The sequence below is a fragment of the Xanthomonas dyei genome (assembly GCF_002939865.1).
GTDB classification, from domain to species: domain Bacteria; phylum Pseudomonadota; class Gammaproteobacteria; order Xanthomonadales; family Xanthomonadaceae; genus Xanthomonas; species Xanthomonas dyei.
The window spans coordinates 1-21075 of the sequence record NZ_MDEE01000030.1; the positions used below are offsets into that span (position 1 = coordinate 1).

10 protein-coding genes are annotated in these 21075 nt (G+C 64.7%); 1 reads left to right on the plus strand and 9 read right to left on the minus strand.

Features of this window, described 5'->3' with window-relative positions; translation table 11 throughout:
* The 4 genes from XdyCFBP7245_RS17045 to XdyCFBP7245_RS17060 form a co-directional block, all read right to left on the minus strand.
* The coding region (locus XdyCFBP7245_RS17045) for an APC family permease (protein ID WP_244907838.1) at positions 1–1215 on the minus strand (1215 nt) is incomplete at its 3' end.
* On the minus strand, positions 1209–3134 hold the full coding sequence (locus XdyCFBP7245_RS17050; RefSeq protein WP_104616712.1) for a beta-galactosidase: 1926 nt from the start codon (positions 3132–3134) through the stop codon (positions 1209–1211). The genes XdyCFBP7245_RS17050 and XdyCFBP7245_RS17045, both read right to left, overlap by 7 nt.
* A gap of 69 nt (positions 3135–3203) precedes the next feature.
* Entirely contained in the window at positions 3204–6101 is a 2898-nt protein-coding gene (locus XdyCFBP7245_RS17055) for a TonB-dependent receptor (RefSeq protein ID WP_244907839.1), read from the minus strand.
* A 684-nt stretch (positions 6102–6785) separates the two neighbouring features.
* Positions 6786–9446 carry a glycoside hydrolase family 3 protein gene (locus tag XdyCFBP7245_RS17060; RefSeq protein ID WP_104616714.1) on the minus strand — a complete coding sequence of 887 codons (2661 nt, stop codon included), beginning with the start codon at positions 9444–9446 and terminating at the stop codon, positions 6786–6788.
* A gap of 152 nt (positions 9447–9598) precedes the next feature.
* On the opposite strand from XdyCFBP7245_RS17060, the gene XdyCFBP7245_RS24060 reads away from it, so the two are divergent.
* Positions 9599–9766, plus strand: a complete 168-nt coding sequence (locus tag XdyCFBP7245_RS24060; protein WP_158255520.1) for a hypothetical protein — start codon at positions 9599–9601, stop codon at positions 9764–9766.
* Between the two features lie 89 nt (positions 9767–9855).
* On the opposite strand, the gene XdyCFBP7245_RS24210 is transcribed toward XdyCFBP7245_RS24060, so the two are convergent.
* The 5 genes from XdyCFBP7245_RS24210 to XdyCFBP7245_RS17085 all read right to left on the minus strand — a co-directional run bounded on the left by XdyCFBP7245_RS24210 (position 9856) and on the right by XdyCFBP7245_RS17085 (position 20911).
* Positions 9856–12549, minus strand: coding sequence for a beta-mannosidase (locus tag XdyCFBP7245_RS24210; RefSeq protein WP_104616715.1), 2694 nt, complete (start codon positions 12547–12549; stop codon positions 9856–9858).
* 21 nt (positions 12550–12570) lie between these two features.
* Positions 12571–15060, minus strand: coding sequence for a family 20 glycosylhydrolase (locus XdyCFBP7245_RS17070; RefSeq protein WP_386261633.1), 2490 nt, complete (start codon positions 15058–15060; stop codon positions 12571–12573).
* A gap of 208 nt (positions 15061–15268) precedes the next feature.
* Positions 15269–16336, minus strand: a complete 1068-nt coding sequence (locus tag XdyCFBP7245_RS17075) for a glycosyl hydrolase family 18 protein (protein ID WP_170068692.1) — start codon at positions 16334–16336, stop codon at positions 15269–15271.
* Between the two features lie 3 nt (positions 16337–16339).
* Positions 16340–18022 carry an alpha-L-fucosidase gene (locus tag XdyCFBP7245_RS17080; protein ID WP_104616716.1) on the minus strand — a complete coding sequence of 561 codons (1683 nt, stop codon included), beginning with the start codon at positions 18020–18022 and terminating at the stop codon, positions 16340–16342.
* Positions 18023–18229: 207 nt separating this feature from the next.
* Positions 18230–20911, minus strand: a complete 2682-nt coding sequence (locus XdyCFBP7245_RS17085; protein ID WP_104616717.1) for a TonB-dependent receptor — start codon at positions 20909–20911, stop codon at positions 18230–18232.
* Between the last annotated feature and the right edge of the window lie 164 nt (positions 20912–21075).

A 21075-nucleotide genomic window follows, 5' to 3' on the forward strand; every position in this document is an offset into this window, starting at 1 on the left:
CCTTGAAGCGTGCACCATGCGCGCACCTTCTTCCACACCCTGGCCCAGCAAGCACTTGATCTCGCAGAAAAAAATGTGGGGAAACCTCAGGATCTGGATGATCATCAAGGTGGCGATCAGATCCTCCAGCGACAGCAGGCAGGCCAGTGTCGAGGTTGCGCCGACGAACAGCAGCGATACGGTGGGAAATCCACCACGCGGATGCAGCCGCGCGAACACCGCGAAGAACTGCCCGGCCGCAGCGGCCGCATACGGCACCCGCGAATAGCCCAATAGCACCACCAGCGCCGAGCCCCACGCGGCCAGCGCGATCAGTGCCACCGCCACCGTGGCGCCGATGGGGCCGTAGATGGTCTGCATGAAGTCGGCCATCACCGCCTTCGACTGCGCGGCCTGTTGCCACGGCAGCACGCCGAGCAGGGTGATGTTGAGGCCCAGATACAGCAGCGCCACGATCGGGATCGAGAGCAGCACCGCGCGCGGAATCGTGCGCCGCGGCCTGCGGATTTCGCCGCCGAGCATGCACACGTTGTTGTAGCCGCCATAGTCGTAGACCGCGATCAGCGCCACCGCGCCGAAGCCCAACCAGAACCCATGCGGCGAGGCCGGACGTGCGTGCAGAAACTCTGCCGCGATGCCGGCATCGAAATGCAGCACGCCGCTGCCGATGATCCACACGCAAGCGCCGATCACCACCGCGCTGACCAGCAGCGACAGCACCTGCACCGAGCGCACCTTGCGATACAGCAGCAGCGTGTTGAACGCGCACAGCGTCATCGCGATCGCGGTGAGCTGGGCATGGCCCAACCCCGGCATCAGGAAGGCCAGGTACTGCGCGCAGCCCACCGCTGCCGAGCCCACCGACAGCGGGGCGGTCAACAGCGTTTGCCACAGATACAGAAAGCCGAACAGCCGCCCCCAGCGTTCGCGCCCATAGGCCTCGCGCAAATAGTGATACGGCCCGCCCGAGCGCGGAATCGCCGCGCCCAGTTCGGCCCACACCAGTCCATCGCACAGGCACAGCAGCGCACCGGCGACCCAGCCCAGCAACACCGCCGGCCCAGCCAGCGCCGACAACGCCAGCGGAATGGTGATGAACGGGCCGATGCCGATCATGTTGAGCAGGTTGGCCGACAGCGCGCTCCACACGCCGAGCGTGCGCGGCGGTGCAGCGACGGGCGCGGCCGAAAGTGGCGCGATGGGGGCGGTCAACATGCGCAGCGCTCTGGGTGTGCGAGTGCCGCGACAGGGGGCGCGTTGTGTGCCGAGGTCAGCCCATCGGCGCAGTGAATGGCGGCGGGTTCCAGTTGATGCAGATCCAGCACCAGCACTGCGTTGTTGCCCGGCTGCAGCCACGCGCCAGGGCAGAACAGACCCTGCTGCGGGCCGATGTTCCAGTAACGCCCGAGCAGGCGGCCGTTGATCCACAGATAGCCTTTGCGCCACTGACCCATGTCCAGGTAGATGTCGCCGACCGTCTCCAACGCGATGTCGGCAGCGAAGAACAGGCCGGGCCGCGTGGGTGCTGCGTGCAGCGGGCGGAGCGTCGGCGCGTGGTCGCCGTCCAGCGGCAGGCCAAATGCCTGCCAATCGTGCAGCTCCTTGCCATCCAGCTGCACCGGGCCCAGCAAGCCTTTTGCATCGCCCAACGCCGGGCCGAAATTGATATGCCCGAAGCTGTCGACCAACACCTCCAAGGTGCGCTCGGTCGCGGTGGACGGCGGCAATGCCAGCTGCGGGTCGCTGTGCAGGCGTGCGTGCTGCATGCGCGACACATGCCCAAGTTCGGCACCGTCCAGCTGCGCCACCGCGTAGTCGTGCACGTGCCCCAGGTGCAGGTGCGCGCCGGCCGCGATGCGGCGCCGGTACACCACCAATCCAAGGTTCTGCTTGAGCAGGGTCTGGTTGTCGGTGGGCCGCTCGGTGTGTACGGGGTCGACACGCAAGTTGTCCCAGAGCGCGGCCACCGGGCGGGCAATGACTGATGCAAAACGCGCGCGCGGCGGCGCAGCCGGTATTGGCGGCAGCGATGTGCCGAGATGCGTTGCGATGATCCCGCGCAGCGTCATGTAAGCGGGTGTGGCACGTCCACCTTCGTCGATGGGAGCGCTGTAGTCGTAGCTGGTCAGCGCCGGCTGGAATTGCGAGCCGTCGTCTTCGGCATTGGCACCGGCGCTGAGGCCGAAGTTGCTGCCGCCGTGCACTACATACAGATTGAACGATTCGCCGGCGGCCATCAGTTGCCGCAGCATCGGCGCGTAATCGCGCCGCGCAACGTCGTCGTCGCCCCAATGCGTCAACCAGCCCGGATAGCCTTCGGCCACCCAGACCGGCGCGTTGCCTGCGAACTGCTTGGCGGCCTGCAGGTCTGCCATGTCCGCACCATCCAGGCCCAGCGCAGCACCAGGCAGATACGCCTTGCGGCGACGCAGATCCTTCAGACCCTCGGCCAGGGAGAATGGGCCGGCGATGCCGTGCGCGCGCCAGAGCGCTGCCAAGGCCTGCAGATAGCCCACATCGGCGCCGTGCATGTTGTATTCGTTTTCGATCTGCAGCATCAGCACCGGGCCGCCGGCGCTAGCCATCAGCGGTGCGATCCGTGGCGCCACTGTGTCGATGTAGCGCTGCACCGCCGCCATGTAGTGCGCGTCGGTGGCATCGCGCAGGCGCATGCCCGGCTCGCGCAGCAGATACGGCGGCAGCCCGCCCAGCGTCCACTCGGCGCAGACGTACGGGCCGGGCCGTAGATACACCCACATCCCTTCCTGCTGGCATAGCCGGATGAAGGCGACGAAGTCGCGCTCGCCGGTGTGCAGATCGAACTGCCCCGGTTCGCGTTCCAGCGCGTTCCACATCAGGTACAGCGCGATGGTGTTCAACCCCATCGCCTTGGCCATGCGGATGCGGTGTAGCCAATCGGCGCGCGCGATGCGCAGCGGATGCATTTCGCCGCTGCGCAGCTGCCAGGGCTGCCCGTCCAGGGTGAAGCGGCCGTGCGCGAATCCGAACGCATGCGGCTGCCCATCCGGTAGCGGCGCCGGCAGCGCGGTGCGCGCCGGCGATCGCAGCGCTGGTGTGGCCGCCAAGCCCAACGGGGCGAACAGGCCGAACGTGCACAAGGTCCTGCGCTTCATCGTCTCTCCAGCCGAAAGGGAAGGCGTCGCCACGCCGGCAGCGGCGACACGGCGTCATGCACCGCTGCGCTAGAACGCGTACTTCACCGTCAACAGCGCTGTGCTGCCGGCATCGACGATGTCGGAGATCGCCAGATTCCTGCGGCCCACATGCGCCCAGTAGCTGTATTCCTTGGTCAGGTTGGAGATCGATACGTCCATGCTCACGCCGTTGTCGAAACGGTAGCCGGTGTGCAGATCCACGCGCCGGGTCGGGCGTGCCCACAGGTCGTTCCACGGTGCGCCTTCATGCAGGAAGTCGTAGCCCAGCAGGTACGAGCTGCTGAAGTGATAGCTCAGGTTCAACGAAAAACCGCTGTGTTCGTAGAACAGTTCCAGGTTGGCCATCGCCGACGGCGCCGATTGCATGTGTTCGTTGTCGAAGCCGTCCAGCCCGAGGTCGGCGCGCGCGTGTTGGCGGGTGGCATTGGCACTTATGCCCAGGCCGTCGAACGGCGCCGGCAGGTCCTGGAACTTTTGCCGCGCACTGAGTTCCACCCCGTAGATTTTGCCGTCGCCGCCATTGGTGGGCATGTGGTACAGCACCGTGCCGCTGCCGGTGGTGCTGCTATTGGCCTGGGCCGAGCCGGCGTCGTAGATGTAGTTGCGCAGCTGCTTGTAGAAGCCGGCCAGCGAAAAGAACCCACCGCGTTCGGTAGACCATTCGCCGGATAGATCCAGGTTGGTCGATTCGATCGGCTTCAGATCCGGATTGCCTTGCGTGATGGTGGTGACGCCATTGGAGATGTCGATCTGGCTGCCGCCGCCCAATTGCACGAACGCCGGGCGCGTATAGCTGGTCCACAGCGACGCACGGTACGCGGTGCGCAGATTCGGCCGCCAGGTCAGGAACACGCTGGGCAGCGGTTCGTTGTAGGAGGTGCTGTTGTGGTCGAAGTAACCGACGATCTGGTTACCGTCCGCATCCACTGGGCTCACCCAGAACGTGTTGTCGATGCCGGTGTGTTCGAAGCGCACGCCCGGCACGATATCCAGGTTGCCCACAGTGAAGGTGGCGGTGGCATAGGCGGCGCTGACCGCCTCGGTGCCGCGCATGGTGTTGCAGTTGAAGTTGTTGACGTAGAACGCGCTGCCGCAGGTGTCCAGGTCGTCGTCGGTGAGGTGCTGGGCGATCACGCCGGCCACCGCCGCTTCGCTCACGCGCGGGGTATTCCAGGCGTATTTACCGGGAAAGATCGATGCATAGGTGCCGGTGAAGATGCCCAGATCGCCCAGCGTGGTGGTGCCGTCCACGCCGCCGGTATACCAGTCGCGATTGGTGTAGCGGCGGCTGCTCTTGCTGTACTTCACCCCGAGCTGCACCGACCGCAGCGCGCCATCTTCAAAGTCGTAGCGGGTATCGAAACGCGCGCCGCCTTTCTTCTGGCCGGAGTAGATCTTGGTCTGCTCGCCATAGCTGCTGGCAAACAACGCCGGGATATTGTTGACCTGCGCCAGCAGTGCGGGTGTGAGCTGCGGGTAGGGGAATGCACCGCCGCCGTAGCGCACGAACGTGTTGCCGGAATAGGCGTAGTTGTCCTGAGTGAACTTGTCTTGCCGCCCGTCGATTTCGACATGGTCGGGGCGGTCGTTGTCACCGAAGCTATAGAACAGGTTGGGCATGAAGGTCCAGCCGCCTGCCGTTTTTTTTGCGCCGATCTGGAAGGTCGCCAGGTCGGCGATTTCCGGATTGGTTTCGTACCAGAAGCGCGCCGCGATGCGGCCGATGTCGGGCGTGAAACCTCCCGGCGTGCCGCTCGGTACGTAGCGCACATCCTGCGGTAGCAACTGGACGAAGGTGGTGCCTTGCTCGGTCTTGGCGTAGGCGTAAGTCATGCGCGCGTACAGCGACAGACTGTCGTCCACATGCCAGTCGAACGAGGCATTGCCGCCGTAACGGCGCTCCCATCCCGCGGCGATACCGACATTCATGCCGGTGCTGGTGAGGTTGTGTTGCTGATCGAAACCGGCCGCGTTGCCGCCGCCGGCATCGGTGTTCAAGTACTCCCACGAGCCATCGTTGAGCGCGCTGGTGGCGGCGGCCACTTCGCTGTTGGTGGTGGTGCGGTAGTCGTAGTAGGCGCTGGCATACACGCCGAACTGCTGCGCGTCGCCGAACTTGTGCTGGAACTCGCCGCCCAATCCATCGCCGCCGTAATCGCGCGCACGGCTTTCCACCCGGCCGCTACCGGTAACGCTGCCGCTGCTCACATCCTTGAAGTCGTAGGCGGTGGGGGTGCGGAAATCCAGCGTTCCGCCGATCGCATCGCCGTCCATGTCGGCGGTGGAGGTCTTGTTGGCCACGATGGTCTGCAGGCCGGTGGGCGGCAACAAACTCAGTTGCACGCTGCGGCTATACGGCATGCCTTGCGCCACGGTGACGCCGTCGATCATGTTGACGTTGTATTCGGACGGCAGCCCGCGCACCGAGGCGAACATGCCCTCGCCGCGTGCGGCGCCATCGATGCCGCCGAAGTATCCCGAGCCGGTACTGGTGATGTTGATGCCGGCGATCAGGCCCAGCGCTTCGGCCACGTTGTGCACGGCGGTGCGCTGCAGATCGTTGGCGGACAGCACATCGACGGTATTGGCTGCATTGATCTTCAGATCGCTGGCGTCGTAGCGGTTGCTCACCACGCTGACCGCTTTGAGTTGCTTGACCTCGTCCAGTGCGATAGTGACTGCAGCGGTGCCGCTGTCGCCGACCTTGATGCTGGTCTCTACCGCGCTGAAACCGGGGTAGTCCAGATTCAGTGCGTACTGCCCGGCCGGTACGTCGTGGATGACAAAGTGCCCGCGTGCATCGGCTACCGCGCTGTACGCGGTGCCGGCGATGCGCACCTTCGCATTGGCGGCTGGCTTGCCGCTGCTGCGTTCCTTGAGGGTTCCCTCCACCGTGCCTGCCAACGCAGTTGCGGCCGAGGCCATGCCGGTCACGGCCAGGACCGCCACGATCAATTGCTTGCGGGTCAAACGCTCACGCTTGTGCACATGCCACCTCGCCAGATGCTGGGCCGCGTTACCAGGGGTAACGGCCTTGCGATGCCTTGTGTCAGGGCAGACGATCTGCACGGCGATACACGCGCACGGCAATAAACGCCACGCGCGATGCGTGTGCGAAAGGCCGAACGGAAAATACGCCGGAGCGTCTGCCAGCTAAAACAGCGTTGCAGGCGTCAGTGGCGTGGCGGCGAGTAGCCGGCGATGCATTTGGAACGCGAGCGCATGGCGCTCAATTTGTAGTGCTTGGTCATGCGCGCTGCACCCGCATGGCAGCGATCACGGCAACACGGATACGCGGGTGGATACGACGCTGCTGCATACAATCCTCTCCCAGTGTGCGTGCCGCGTGGAAACGCTGTTGCCGTCGAAGTGAGTCGTACCGATCGCCGATGGCGTGGATTGCCGACCGCAGCCAGTGATAGACCTCATGCTTGGGTCTGTCAAGCAGGTGTGAAGTCTGTGCGGACATCATCGCGTTGCTTGCCGATTGCACGCCAATTCGGCTGCGCACCGCCGCGATATGGCGGTCGTGCGATGCACCGCAACACGCGTGCATGACGCACCCGGCGACGGCTGTGGCCGCCGCCGGGTGCGTATCAGCCGTGCCGATTACTTCGGCAACGGCGAGCGCCCCGTAATCGACAATGCCGCCGTTTCGCCCGCGGCGCCGGTGCCGGGCTGGCCACCGCCGACAAACACGCGGTAATCGCCGGCCTCCACCGCGCGCTGGCCGCTGCGGTCCACATCGCTCAGTGCACGCGCATCCAGCGTAAAAGTGAGTTCGCGTTGTTCGCCGGGCGCGAGGTGGACGCGTTGAAAACCGACCAGGCTGCGCAGCGGCGATTGCGGGCGGTCCGGATACTGCAGATATACCTGCGCCACTTCATCGCCGGCGCGGCTGCCGGTATTGCGCACGGTGGTGGTCACCTGCAGCGTGCTGCCGGCTTGCAGCGTGCTGGTGGACAGGCGCGGTGCGTCGTAGGCAAAACTCGTATAGCTCAGCCCATAGCCGAACGGAAACAGCGGCTCGCCCTTGAAGTAGCGATAGGTGCGGCCCTTCATGTCGTAGCTGACATACGGCGGCAGGTCCTTGGTGGAGCGGTAGAACGTCACCGGCAGGCGTCCGCCGGGGTTGTCGTCGCCGGCGAGTGCGCGCGCGATGGCAGTGCCACCGGACTGGCCCGGATACCACGCCGCCACGATGGCGTCGGCGTTGGCCTTGGCCCAGTTCAGCGCCACCGCGCTGCCGCTCATCAACACCACCACCAGCGGCTTGCCGGAGGCTTTGGCGCGTTCCAGCAAGGCTTGCTGCGGGGCGGGCAGGGCGATGTCGTTGCGGTCGCCACCGTCGAAGCCGGGCACGTCGATGCGCAGTTCCTCGCCTTCCACATCCGGCGATAAACCGACGAAGGCCACGACCGCATCGGACTGCGCCACCGCCTGTTCGGCCTCGGCCAGTTGCGCGGCGGCCGGTGCCAGCCACTCCAGGCGCAGGCCCTGGTCCTGGCCGCGATGCTCCATTTCCAGACGGATCTTGCGCGGGCGGGTGTCGTCGAAATGCAGCACGGTCTCCACACTGCGGCCATCGGCGTTGTGCATGCCGGCCGGCACGTGCTTGTCTTCGGCGTTGCCGGCCACCACCAGCTTGTCGTCGATGTAGAGCCGCACCGGGTCATGCCCGGCGCAATCGAAGCAGCGCGCCACGCGCACCGCCAAGGTGTAATCGCCGGTGCCCGGCGGCAACAGCTCGCCGCTCCAGCGCACCGCGTAGCGATCGGCCGGCACGCCCTTGGCCGGGCTGACCTGATCCCAGTTGAAGCTGATGGTGCGGTCCTGCCGCACCACGCGCGGGCTACCGTCCAGATCGACATTGTCGAAGTATTCGCCGCGCAATCCCGGCTTGCCATCGCTGCGCAATGCGGTTTCCGGAATCATGCCCGGCACGCCGGCGGCCAGCGGCGCGCCTTGCGCGTAGCGCACCTGCTGCGCACCGAAGTGCTGGCGCAGGCCGAGCAGCGGGGTGATCGGTGTAGAGGAGGTGCCCTGATAGTTGGCTTCCAGTGCGGCCAGCGCATCGGCATTGGGGCCGATCACCGCCAGCCGCGTGCCTGCTTTCAACGGTAGGGTATTGGCGTTGTTTTTCAGCAGTACGATCGATTCGGCAGCGGCCTGCAAGGCCAGTGTGCGGTTGGCGGTGTTGTCGATGTCCTTGGCGCCCAGGCGCGCATACGGGTCCTTGCGCGGTGCCTCAAGCTCGCCCAGCCGATAGCGCGCGGCAAACAGGCGCACCAGCGATTGATCCAGCAGCGCTTCGTCGACTTCGCCACGTTCGATGGCAGTGCCGAGGTCGCGATAGGCATGCCCACAATTGAGGTCGTGGCCGGCCTTGAGCGCTGCGGCGGACGCGCCGGCATTGTCCGGGCGGAAGTAATGGAACTGGGTCATATCGTCCACCGCATCGCAGTCGGACACCACAAAGCCCTTGAAGCCCCAATCGCCACGCACGCGGCCATTGAGCAACCAGTCGGCCGCGCAGGCCGGTGTGCCATGCAGAGAGTTGTAGGCGCACATCACCGACCAGGCCTGTCCATCGACCAGTGCCGCGCGGAAGGCGGGGGTATAGGTCGCTTCGACATCGCGCGGCGACACGTCCACATCGAAACCATGCCGGCCCGGTTCCGGGCCGCTGTGCACGGCGATGTGCTTGGGCGTGGCGATGGTGCGCGGATGATTCAGATCATCGCCTTGCAGGCCGCGAATGAAGCCCACTGCCAGCTGTCCGGTGAGGAAGGGATCCTCGCCATAGGTTTCCATGCCGCGGCCCCAGCGCGGGTCGCGGAAGATGTTGATATTGGGCGACCAGATGGTCAGCCCGGCGTAGCGCGTGTGGTCCTTGCCGGGGCCGCCGGCCAGATTGAACTTGGCGCGCGCCTCGGTGGACACCACCGTGCCCACCTGCTGCATCAGCGTAGTGTTCCAGCTGGCGGCTAGGCCGATCGCCTGCGGAAATACCGTGGCATAGCCATTGCGCGCGATGCCGTGCAGTCCTTCGCTCCACCATTCGTAGGCGGGGATGCCCAGGCGCGGAATGGCTGGCGCATCGTTCATGGCCTGCGCCACTTTTTCGTCGCGGCTCATCTGCGCCACCAGTGCGGCGGCGCGTTGTTCGGGGCTGGCGCTGCGGTCGGCGGTGGCGGCGTGCGCGATGCACGGCAGCCCAAGGCTCAGGCCCAGGGCAATGGCAAGACGCGATACAAACACGGGTGACATCGATGCACTCCTGCGCAGTGGTGTTGCCGCCACCACGCGCTGTTTTGATGTTGTTGTTGATGAGGGACTAAAAAGGGGAATCATTTTTCTACGGACAGCGTTGCCCTCATCCGCCCCTACGGGGCACCTTCTCCCGCAGGCGGGAGAAGGAGATGCTCGCGGTCTCCCGCAGGCGGGAGAAGGAGATGCTCGCGGTCTCCCGCAGGCGGGAGAAGGAGATGCTCGCGGTCTCCCGCAGGTGGGAGAAGGAGATGCTTGCGGTGCTCGGGTGGCAAGGTGTTCGGGTGTCAATGGGAAACGTGATCCACTCGTTCTGTTAATCGTCCTGCAGTTGATCGCCCTGCAATCGCCAGAGATTCCTTCTCCCGCCCTGCGGGAGAAGGTGCCCGCAGGGCGGATGAGGGCCGCATCACTTCGCTTCGGCCGGCTCCGGCGGCGCACCGGCCAGCGTGCTGGCCAGGTCGCGCACCTGCAGCGCGGCCTGCACCTGCGCCAGCGGCAGCTTGCTGGAGACGTGCACCGTCAGCGGCTCGCCCGGCAACAGGTCGAAGGCGTTGTCGGCCACGTTCACTTCCAGATCGCCGAACGACAACCACACCTCGCGCGCCAGCGTGTCGCTGCGCACGGTCAGCGCGTAGCCATCGCCATCGGCGCGCCATTGGCTGTCGATCTTGGCGGTCGGCAACGCCAGCTGCTTGGCCGGCGCGAAGAACACCACTTCGCGCGACAACAGCTTCTCGCCATCGAACAACTCGAACACCGCATAGCTGCGCTTCGGGTCTGACTTGCCCAGCAATTGCGCATCGCTGAAGTTGCCCACCTGCAGGCTGCTCAGTGGTTTGACGCTGGCCTTTTGCTCGCGCTTGCTCAGCACCTTGCCGTCCATGCTCATCACCCGCATGCGCCAACGCGCATCAAGCGGCGTGGTGCGGTCCGACACCAGCGACACCTGGGTCTGGCCCTTGTCATTACGCAGCGCAGCGATCATCTCCGGCGCATAGAAGCGGCGCGCGTGGTATTGCAGCGCCTTCCAGCGGCCGTAGTAATCCACGCTGGACCACGACGCACCCGGCCACACATCGTTGAGCTGCCAATACAGCGAGCCCATCGATTGCGGACGCGAGGCACGCAGGTGCGAGGCAGCCAGATTGATGCCTTCGGCCTGCATCAACTGGCTCAGATACACGAAGCTTTCGAAGTCCTTGGGTTCGCCGAACTCGCGGCGGATGTACAGCATCAGCCGCTTGTTGCCATTGCCCTTGTCGAACTTCTGATGCGCGCGCATCACCGGCGATTCCGGGTCCATGTCGGCGGCATCGGCAAACACACGCACGGTGCGCATGTCCGGGAACGACTGCAGGCCGTATTCGGACATGAAACGCGGGGTGACGTTGAGGTATTCGGTCACCGGCAGGGCCGGGCCGCCCCACACTTTCCAGTAATGCATGTCGCCATCGTTGGCCTGGTCGGCGCCACCGTCGAAATCGGTGCCCGGCGAGGTGGCCCAATACGGCACATCGCGATCGTAGGTGGCCACCACTTCGCGGAACACGGTGCCGAACAGCGTGGTCATGCCACGCTCGATGCGGGTGCGTTCTTCCGGGTCCACCGACTGCTTGAACTTGACTCGATCGCCCCAGTTTTCCCAGCCGGTCTGCACTTCGTTGTTGCCGCACCACAACACGATGCTGGGGTGGTCGCGCAGGCGCTTGACCTGTTCGATCGCCTCCTGCCGCGTGTTCTCGCGGAACTCCACGTCGTACGGCGGCACTGCGCCACCGAACATGAAGTCCTGCCAGATCATGATGCCCAGCTCGTCGGCCACCTCGTAGAAGTGATCGTCCTGGTAATGCCCGCCGCCCCACATGCGCAGCATGTTCATGTTGGCATCGCGCGCATCCTGCAAGGTGCTGCGCATGCGCTCCTGGCTGACGCGCGAGGGAAACGCATCCAGCGGGATCAGGTTGGCGCCCTTGGCGAAGATCGGGATACCGTTGATCACGATCTCCATGCTCTTGCCCCACGTGTCCTTTTCGCGGCGCAGCTCCACCGAACGCAGGCCGGTGACGCGCTTGATCTGCTGGCTGTCGCCATCGGCATCGCGCACGCTGGCCACGAAGGTGTAGCGGTCCTGTGCGCCGTAGCCGGCCGGGAACCAACGCTTGGGCTTGGCAATCCGCACTGCGAGATCGATGCGGTTCTGGCCCGGGTCGACCACCGCGTCCTGGGTGAACTGGCCGACTTTTTGTCCATCCGGACCCAGCACATCCAGCGTCACCTGCACCGGGCCGCTGCGGCCGGCCTGCAGTTCCAGCTGCGCCTGCAATTGCGCGCTGTCGGCGTCCACGCGCTGCTGGTCGATATGCAAGCCGTCCACGCGCACGGCATCCCACGCTTCCACGCGCACGTCTTTCCAGATGCCGGCATTGACCATGCGCGGGCCCCAGTCCCAGCCGTAGCTATACGGCGCCTTGCGCACGTAGGTGGAACTGTGGCGTCCATCCGGCTCATCGCCGAACGCCGAATCGTAGGCGCCCGGCAGCGCATATGGCTGCTTGGCCAGCCACGGCTGGATCTTCTTGATCGGCGAGAAGAAGGTGATTTCCAGCACGTTGTCGCCGCGCTTGAGCAGCGATTTGGCGTCCACGCGCCACTGCCGGAACATGTTGTCGGCGCTGAGCAGCTTCTTGCCGTTGAGGGTGACCTCGGCCAGCGTGTCCAGGCCATCGAACACCAGTTCCACATGCGCGCGCTTGAGCGTGGCCGCATCCACGTTGAAGCGGGTCTGGTACTGCCAATCGCTTAAGCCCGCCCACTGGATCTTGCCCTCGTTGTCGCGCAGGAACGGGTCCGGCACCACCTTGGCGGCGATCAGGTCGGTCTGCACCACTCCCGGCACCTGCGCCGGCATCCAGCTGGCCGCCTTGGGGTAGCTCTTGGCCTGTTCCTGCCCCGGCACCAGGCGCACCTGCCAGCCGCTGTCCAGGGTCACTGCCGTGGGCGGTGCCGCCCAGGCCTGCGAAAGTGCAAAGGTCAGGGCAAGCCCGAGCCGGGCGGGAATGAGCGGGGACAGTGCGGGGGCAGTGCGGTGCGACAGGGGCATGGGTGAGTCTCCTTGGATGGATCAGCGCGTGGCGGCGGGGGGCGCCTGCGCGGTGGTTTCAATCAGTTGGACGGCGCCGATGGCATACAACGGGCCGCGAATCGGCGCAGTGAAGCGCAGGCACAGATCGTGGGTGCCGGTGCGTGCAGGCAGCGGCGTTTCCAGGGTGAACTGTTCGCCCAGGATGTCGCTCTTGGGCAGTTGCACGCTGGCGATCAGTTCGCCGTCGCAGCCCTGGCGCACTTCCAGCTCGCCGCCGCGGGTCTTGGCCGGGTACTGCACCACCTTGGATTGCTCGTGCGCCAGGCCGAAGTTGTTGGGCAGGCGCGCGGCCTCGATGCGGATCGCGCCGATGCCATCCAGGCGTGCCTGCGGATACAGCCGGCAGGCATGAAACAGATCGACGTTGTAAACCGGCGTATCGGCGCCGGTCATCTCCGGCAGCAACGGCAGGCGCAGGCCGAGCGCGCCGGTCTCCACGCAATCGCGCAGGCCTTGCGTGTCCACGCGCAACAGCGATGCACGGTCGAAGGTGCGGCTGCGCGTGGCCGCCAGCGGCGCGCCGTCGGCGGTGAAAGCGGTGGCCTTGACCGTGGTCGGCAGGTTGATCGTAAACGGCGCCTCATAGCGCGGCGATGCGGGGCTAGGGTCGCTGCCGTCCACGGTGTAGTGCAGTGCGCCTGCGCCAGTCTGCGTGCTCAGCGCTACCTTGGCCGGGCTGCCGGCGAGCACCGGGTTGGGGCCGTTTTCCAGCGCGATATCGGCAGCAAATGCGCCGTCGCTGTAGGCGATGTCCAGTGCCTTGTAGCGCTGCAATTGCGCCGGCAACCGCACCAGAAAGTTTTTCCACTCGCGTGCGTTCGGCGGCGACCAGGTCATCTCCGCTACCGCCGACAGACGCGGGAACAGCGCGTGATCCACGTGCCAGCGCGAGGGGAGGTATTCGGACCACAACGCGCCTTGCGCGCCCAACACATGCCTGGCCTGCTCGGCGGTGAGGTCGCTCGGGACCGGATCGAACGCGTACACCTTCGACAATGGCAACACCGTCAGACGGCCATTGGGCTCGTCGCTACGCGTGGTCTGCAGGTTATCCAGATACAGCCAGTTGCCGGGCGCAAGCACCACATCGTGTCCCTGTCTGGCGGCGGTGACCGCACCTTCGACGCCACGCCACGACATCACCGACGCACTGGCCGGCACGCCGCCTTCCAGAATCTCGTCCCAGCCGATCATGCGCCGGCCGTGCGCAGTTAAATATTGCGCCAGCTGTTCGTTGAACCAGCCTTGCATGGCATGGGCATCCTTGACGCCCAGCTTGCGCATCTGCGCGCGCACCGCCGGCGAGGCCTCCCATTGATCCTTGACCGCCTCATCGCCACCGATGTGGATGTAGCTGGACGGGAACAACGTCAGCACTTCATCCAGCACATTGGTGATGAAACTCAGGCTGCGTTCGCTGGTGTTGAACAGATACGGGTTGACGCCCCAGTCCACGCCCACCTGGGTGCGCACGCCGGGGACGCCCACCTCTTCCGGGTAGGCGGCAACCGCCGCCTGCGCATGGCCGGGCATGTCCAGCTCGGGCAGCACGGTGATGTGCAGGCGCGCCGCATACGCGACGATTTCGCTGATCTGCTCTTGCGTGTAAAAGCCGCCGGAACGCTCCGGTGTGCCGTGTCTGCCGGCACCCGGTGGCGTGCGCCAAGCACCGACCTCGGTGAGTTTGGGGTAACGCTTGATTTCGATGCGCCAGCCCTGGTCATCGGTGAGATGCCAATGCAGCACATTGAGCTTGTGCACCGCCATCGCATCGAGCACATGCTTGACGGTATCCACGTCGTGGAAGTGGCGCGCCACGTCCAGATGTTGACCACGCCAGCCAAAGCGCGGCCAGTCGCGGATACTGACGCCGGGCACCGCCACCGCGCCCTTGCGCGCATCCGGGGTCATCAATTGCCAGGCGCTGATTGCGCCATAAAACAGGCCGGCGCCATCGCGCGCGGCAATGCGGATACCGGTGGCGTCCACATCCAGGCGATAGCCTTCTTTCTGCGTCACCGCTGCCTGCGCATTGCGTTCCAGGCGGATGCTGGCCGGCGAGGGCGTGGCTTCTGCACGCACTTCCAGTGCAAGCCCACGTGTGCGCTTGAGCAGGCCGGCAAGATACTCGGCGCTGCGACGCGCATCGGCGTCGCCTGCAACGATCGAGATCACCGTGCCGGTGCCCACGCTGAAACTGCCGGCGTTGCGCTTGGCCTCCACCGGAGCGGGAATCAGCGGCAGCGGCGCAGTTGTGGAAGGTGATGCCGCATTAGCGCCTGCACTGACCGCTGCCGCTGCCGTGCCTAAGTCGCGTTTGCCGCAACCGGTGAGCGCCAGTGCGGCCAACGACAGTGCAAGCAACCGCGACGGCAACTGCATCGATAACGGCTTCTCGCCTGACGGCATGTCCAACAACAGCGCCCTCGACAACAACATGCGTGGCGTACGGCTGGTGTTGGACATCATGCAATCACATCCCGAAATAGCGGAGAGCGTGTCGCTGCGCGGTTGCATGCGCGCAGCCAAATGGAACACCACCATATCGCATCGACACCATCGCTCGGTCATACCGATGAGCGCGATGCGCGGCAGCCACGCACAGTAGCAAAGCCGCAGCGACTCACACAGGCACTGGCGCACGCTTCATCGGCGTGCGCCAGGCATGCAACAGGGATCAGCGCTGCGCGGTCGGCAGCTCGTCCCACACCTTCGGGTCTTCGGCGCCCAGCACCCAGCAGCTGAAGCCTTCCAGACCGTATTGCTTGGCCATCTCGTAGCGTGCCTTGAAGCTACGCGCGTCCGGGCGGAACACCCACTCGCGCATATCGTCGCGGTAGAAGTAGAACCACGATTCCTGTTCGACCGGATCCCATTGCACGGTGGCGTTCTGTTCGATCGCCAGCGGGAAGGATTCGTCGGCATCGATATAGGTCGCGGAAATGTTCGACGCCTCGGTGCCGTCTTCCTTCACCGGGTTGCCGGTGAACCAGCGGTAGCCATAGGTGGCGATGCCCAGCGAGAGCTTTTCTTTCGGTACCTGGGTGGTTGCGTAATCCAGATGCTTCTTCATCCACACCATGCCATCGACCGGGCCGGGCGTGGTCCAGCGGGTGTGCTGGTCGTAGGTCATGATGCTGATCAGATCCGCCGCCTGGCCCAGCGCCTTCAGGTCATACGCACCGCGCCAGTATTCCCACATCCACTTGGAAAACTGGCCGCCTTCGGCGTGGCCCGGTGCATTGGGCACCACCGCCACCGACATTTTGAAACCGGCCTTGTGCAGCGCATCGGCGGTCTGCTTCACCATCAAGGTGTAGGCGTCGCGATCGGTCCAGGCGATGTTCTCGAAATCGAACTGGAAGCCGTAGTACTTGTGCTGCTTGCCGTGGATCAGCAGCGATTCGATCATGCGCTTCTTGGCCGCCTCGTCGTGCATCAGCTTGTGGAAGCCGTCGCGGCCGGTGGTCATCGACAGGATCGGCATCACCCGCAGCTTGTTCTGCTTGGCGATGTCGTACAGGTACATATTGGGCGTGCCGTTGACCAGGCCATTCTGATCCACGCCATACCAGGTCGGCACCACCACATCGATTTTGTCGACGTTGGCAATGAACGAGTTGGTCGATTTCTGCGTGTTCATCAGATAGAACAACGCCGTGGGGTTCTTGGCCAGGGCCGGGGCGCAGGCCAGTGCCAGCGAAAGCAACATCCAGGTCAATCGTTTGCTCATGGAGGACAACATCCGTCAGGGAGTAGGGGAAGAAAGGTCGATGCGGAACACGTACGCGCTCTCGCCAACCGGCTTTACGGGGAGACGCAGATGCAGGCCATCGGCGCGTTGTTCGAACGGGATCTTCTTGCCGTTGGCCAGCAAAGTGACCCCGCGCACGCCATCGGCCGGCGTGAGCGAGCGGATCACCGCCTCGCCATCGGTCGGCCAACCCAGCTCGATCGCATACAGCGCGCCAGCGCGGGTGGTGAAGCGGAAATCGTCGGACGTATACGGCTTGGTCTTGACGTCCTGGAAGGTGCCGCCCACCACTTCGGTCGGGCCTTCGCCATATACGCGCCACGGCTTGCTGTCGTAGATCGCGCCGCCGTTGGTCTTGAGCCACTTGCCGATCGCCAGCAGGATGCCGCGCTCGGTGTCGGGGATCGAGCCATCGGCACGCGGGCCGATGTTGAGCATCAGGTTGCCGTTCTTGGCCACCACATCGGCCAGCATGTGGATGATGAAAGTGGGCGATTTATAGGTGTCGTTTTCGATGTAGCCCCACGATGCATTGCTGACCGAGGTATCGGTCTGCCAATGGGTGGGGTGGATGCCGGTGAGCTGGCCGCGTTCGATATCCAGCGTGCCGGCGCCTTCGGGGAAGGCGCCCAGCTTGTAGTTGACCACCACGCCACGATCGGCCTCGGTGCGTGCCGCGCCCTGGTTGTAGTAGTACGCCAGCATCGTTGGCAGGCTGCGCCGGAACGTTGGGTGGGCAATCCACCAATCGAAATAGATCAGGTCCGGTTGATAGGTATCGATTAACTCGGTGGTGCGCGCCAGCCAGTCGTCCAGCCAGGCCTGCGACACCGGCGTCCAGTCGTTGGCGACATCGCCGTCGTCCTTGCCCGGCAGGCGCACCTGCGCCGGGCCGTACAGCGCCGCATAACGCGGGTCGTTGACGTCGGAATCGAAGGTGCGCCCGCCATCGAAGAACCAGTTGTGTTCGGCGCGGTGCGACGACAAACCGAAGTGCAGGCCTTGCGCACGGATTGCGGTGGACAGCTCGCCCAGCAGGTCGCGCTTGGGCCCCATCTTCATCGCGGTCCAGTCCGACAACTTGGAGTCGTACAGCGCAAAGCCGTCGTGGTGTTCGGCCACCGGCACCACGTAGCGCGCGCCGGATTGCCGGAACAGCTTGGCCCAGCCAGTGGGGTCGAACTTGGGTGCGGTGAACTTGGGAATCAGATCCTTGTAGCCGCTGGTCGCTTGCGGGCCGTAGGTCGCCACGTGATGGGCGAATTCCTTCGAGCCTTGCAGATACATGTTGCGCGAATACCACTCGCTGCCGAACGCCGGCACCGAGAACACGCCCCAATGGATGAAGATGCCGAACTTGGCATTGTCGTACCACGCAGGCGATTGATACGCCTTCAGCGCAGCCCAATCGGGGCGGAACGGGCCCTTGCGCGCGCCGGCTTCGGCTTCGCGCACCAGCCGCTCGCGTTCGGGCGCGTACTTGGCGGTGGCATCGAGCCACTGCTGGTCGATGACCTCGGGGCTGAGTGTGGTGGCCGTGGCCGCAGTGGGCGATTGCGCGCTGAGCGTGGCAGCAGGCAACGCCAGCAGCAGACCGAGCGCGAGCAGTCGCGTTCTGGGTGCAGCTCCGGTGTGGCGGCGGGATGGAGCCGCATGGATGCGGCTATCGGTCGTCATGGGAACTGCACTCCTTCAAGCGAGACATGCCGGTTGCAGCGCAGCCGGCACGTGGATGGCAAAAGCGGGCCTGGCCATGCTCCCTCAACCGCGAAGGGGCGTGGCCAGTACCACTCCCTGGTACAACATCGAGCTGTGTATTGCATGCAACGCACAGGTCAAAAAAAGCGCGCCACCGTGGAGGGTCGGTGGCGCGCCGGTGCTACATCAGAACTTGAAGTTGAGCTGGGCCTGATAGCCGCGGCCGTTCTTGTAGAACGCCGTTGGGGTATCGCGGGTGTTGCTGAAGACCCGGTAGGTGGAATCCAGCAGGTTGGTCGCGCCGAAAGTGATGCCCATGTAGTCGGTGATCTGGTACGAGGCGTTCAAATCCAGCTGCTTGTAGGCATCTGCAAAGTCACGCGACTCCAGCCGACCGATCTGGGTGAAGTACTTCGAGCGGTAGCTGTAGTTCACACGCACCGTCCAGTCGCCGTGTTCCCAGTACGGGATCACGTTGTAGGTATCGCGCGACAGATACGGCAGATTCAGACCGGAGCTGGAATCGGACTCGGCAAACGTGTAGTTGGCCTGCAAACCGAAGCCCAGCCCGAAGCTCTGCTGGTAATTGACCGACACACCCTTGACCTTGGCATCGGACACATTGACCGGTGTGGTCACCTGGTACAGGCCAGCGATGGCCGGCGGTGCCGGATTCAGCTGCTGGGTGACCGTGGTGTTGACGATGTAGGAACTGATGTCGCGGTAGAACACTTCCCCGGACAGCATGCTGGACGGCGCGAAGTACCATTCGGCCGCCAGATCGTAGTTGGTGGACTCGTACGGCTTCAGATCCGGGTTGCCGCCGTTGGCGGTCAGGTTGCCGTTACCGCTGTTGACAGTGAACGTACCTGCCAGATCGGCGTAACGCGGACGGGCGATGACCTTGGCGGCCGAGAAGCGCAGCACGGTGTCGTCGGTGATGTCGTAGGCTAGGTTGAAGCTCGGCAGCGCCTTGCGGTAGTCATTGGTTTCGGCCACGCGCTGGAAGCTGGTGCCGCCGTCATTGCTCTGCCAGAACTGCGACTTGTCGGTGGTGTCGACCAAGCGCACGCCGACGTTACCGCGCCACTTGCCGGTCTCGTAGTTCAACTGCGTGTAGACGTTCTGAGTGATTTCCTTGACGTCGAACGACGCGCCAAAATCGGTGCGGTACGGGCCCTGCGGCTGCGACAGCAAGTAGCTGCGCACGGCGCCCAGGTTGGCGGTTGGCCAGGTGGTCAAGTCGCCGCTGGCACCCAGGCCGTCGTACAGGCTGCTGGGTGTGGTGCCTGGGTTGAACTGCGTCAGCGACACCGGGTCGGTGGTGTTGATGCGGTTACCGCGCGCGTCGACGCCGTTGTTGTGGTTGATGTACTTGTAGCCGAACTGCAGCTTGGTGAACGGGCCCCATTCCAGGTCGCGCGCGGCATCCCACTGGAAGTACTTTTCGTCGTCCTTGCTCTTCTGGTAAGCGATACCGCCGGCCTGCATGATGCCGGTGGTGGTGCCCGGGATATTGCCTTCCTGGCCCGGCGCCAGACCGGCGGGGTTGCCCGGCAGTGCCCAGTTGGAGGCGCCGCCGTTGTCGTAGTTGACCGACGTATTGCGGCCGTCGAACGCGTAGTTGTAGCCACCGTCCTGCATCAGGTACTTCATCAGGTATTCGGGGTTCTTGCCGCCGGTGGCCTCGGTGTAGCCGGCCTGGGTGGTGAACACCCACTTCTCGCCGGACCAGTCGTGACGCAGGTTCAGGCTCTTGGTGGTAACGGTGCTCTCGCGGTAGTTGGCATCCAGCTGCGCGTACGGCTGACCGGCTGCGCCATCGCTGACCGTGGCCGAGGTCACCACGCCGTTCTGCACATTGGCCTGGGTGATCTTCTGGCGGTCGTCGTTACAGGCCGGGCACACATAACGCGCCTGGCTGAAGTTGTTGTACTTGCCCTTGATGTACAGACCGGTCAGGTTGAACTCGTTCTGCTCGTTGGGCTTCCACTGCAACGCACCCTGCAGGCCGCTGCGCTCGCGGGTCTGCTGGAAGAACGCGCTGCTGATACCGGCCGGCACACGTGCGGTGGCCACATCGCTGCCGTCGCCGGTGATGGTGGCCGTCGGCGGAATGCCGGCGCCGGTGGTGTAGCCGAAGTACTCGATACCGGCACGTGCCAGGTCCTGCTTGTCGTGCGTGGCGGAGATCAACGCGCCGAAGGTTTCGTCGTCGTTCTTCCAGCTCCACAGCGCCGAACCGCGCGGATTGCCTTCTTCGGACCGGTCGTTGTAGTTGTAGCCGACCGAACCGCGAATGGTGTTCTTGGGCAGGTCCAGTGGCTTGCGGGTGTGCACGATCACGGTGCCGCCGATCGAGCCTTCGTCGATGCGCGCTTCAGGGGTCTTGTAGACCTCCATCAGGCCGATGATTTCCGGCGACAGCAGGGTGTAGTTGAAGGTACGGCCGCTGGTGTCGGTGGGGTTGCCGCCCCAGTCGCCCGACGCGATGGTCTGGCCGTTGAGCAGCACGCGGTTCAACGCCGGGTCGGTGCCGTTGATGCTGACCTTTTCGCCTTCGCCGAACTGGCGGTCGACGCTGATGCCCGGCAGGTGCGACAGCGATTCGGCCGCATTGATGTCCGGGAACTTGCCGATGTCTTCGGCGCTGATCGCATCGACGATGGAGTTGGCCGAGCGCTTGACCGCCTGGCTCTTTTCCAGCGAGGCGCGGTAACCGGTGACGGTGATCGTATCCAACTCGGTGGTGGCCGACGGCGTGCTGCCAGCCGGGGCTTGTTGTTCTTGTCCGGCAGCCATTGCAGAGCCGGAGCAGTACAGAGCGGCGGTGATACAGAGTGCTAACGTCGTGGTGCGGCTGTGCATGGCTAAACCTCATTGGTTAGTGCTGTGAGCGCGCCGCCATCAATGGCGTCACGCGCTCGGCGTGGCCGGCAAAACAACACGCCCTGACCGATCGCGGTGATCGCACTCCGTCGCTCCGCAATGGCAGCAGGTGGCGTCGATTCGCGTGGTAGAGGAGGTGTCCC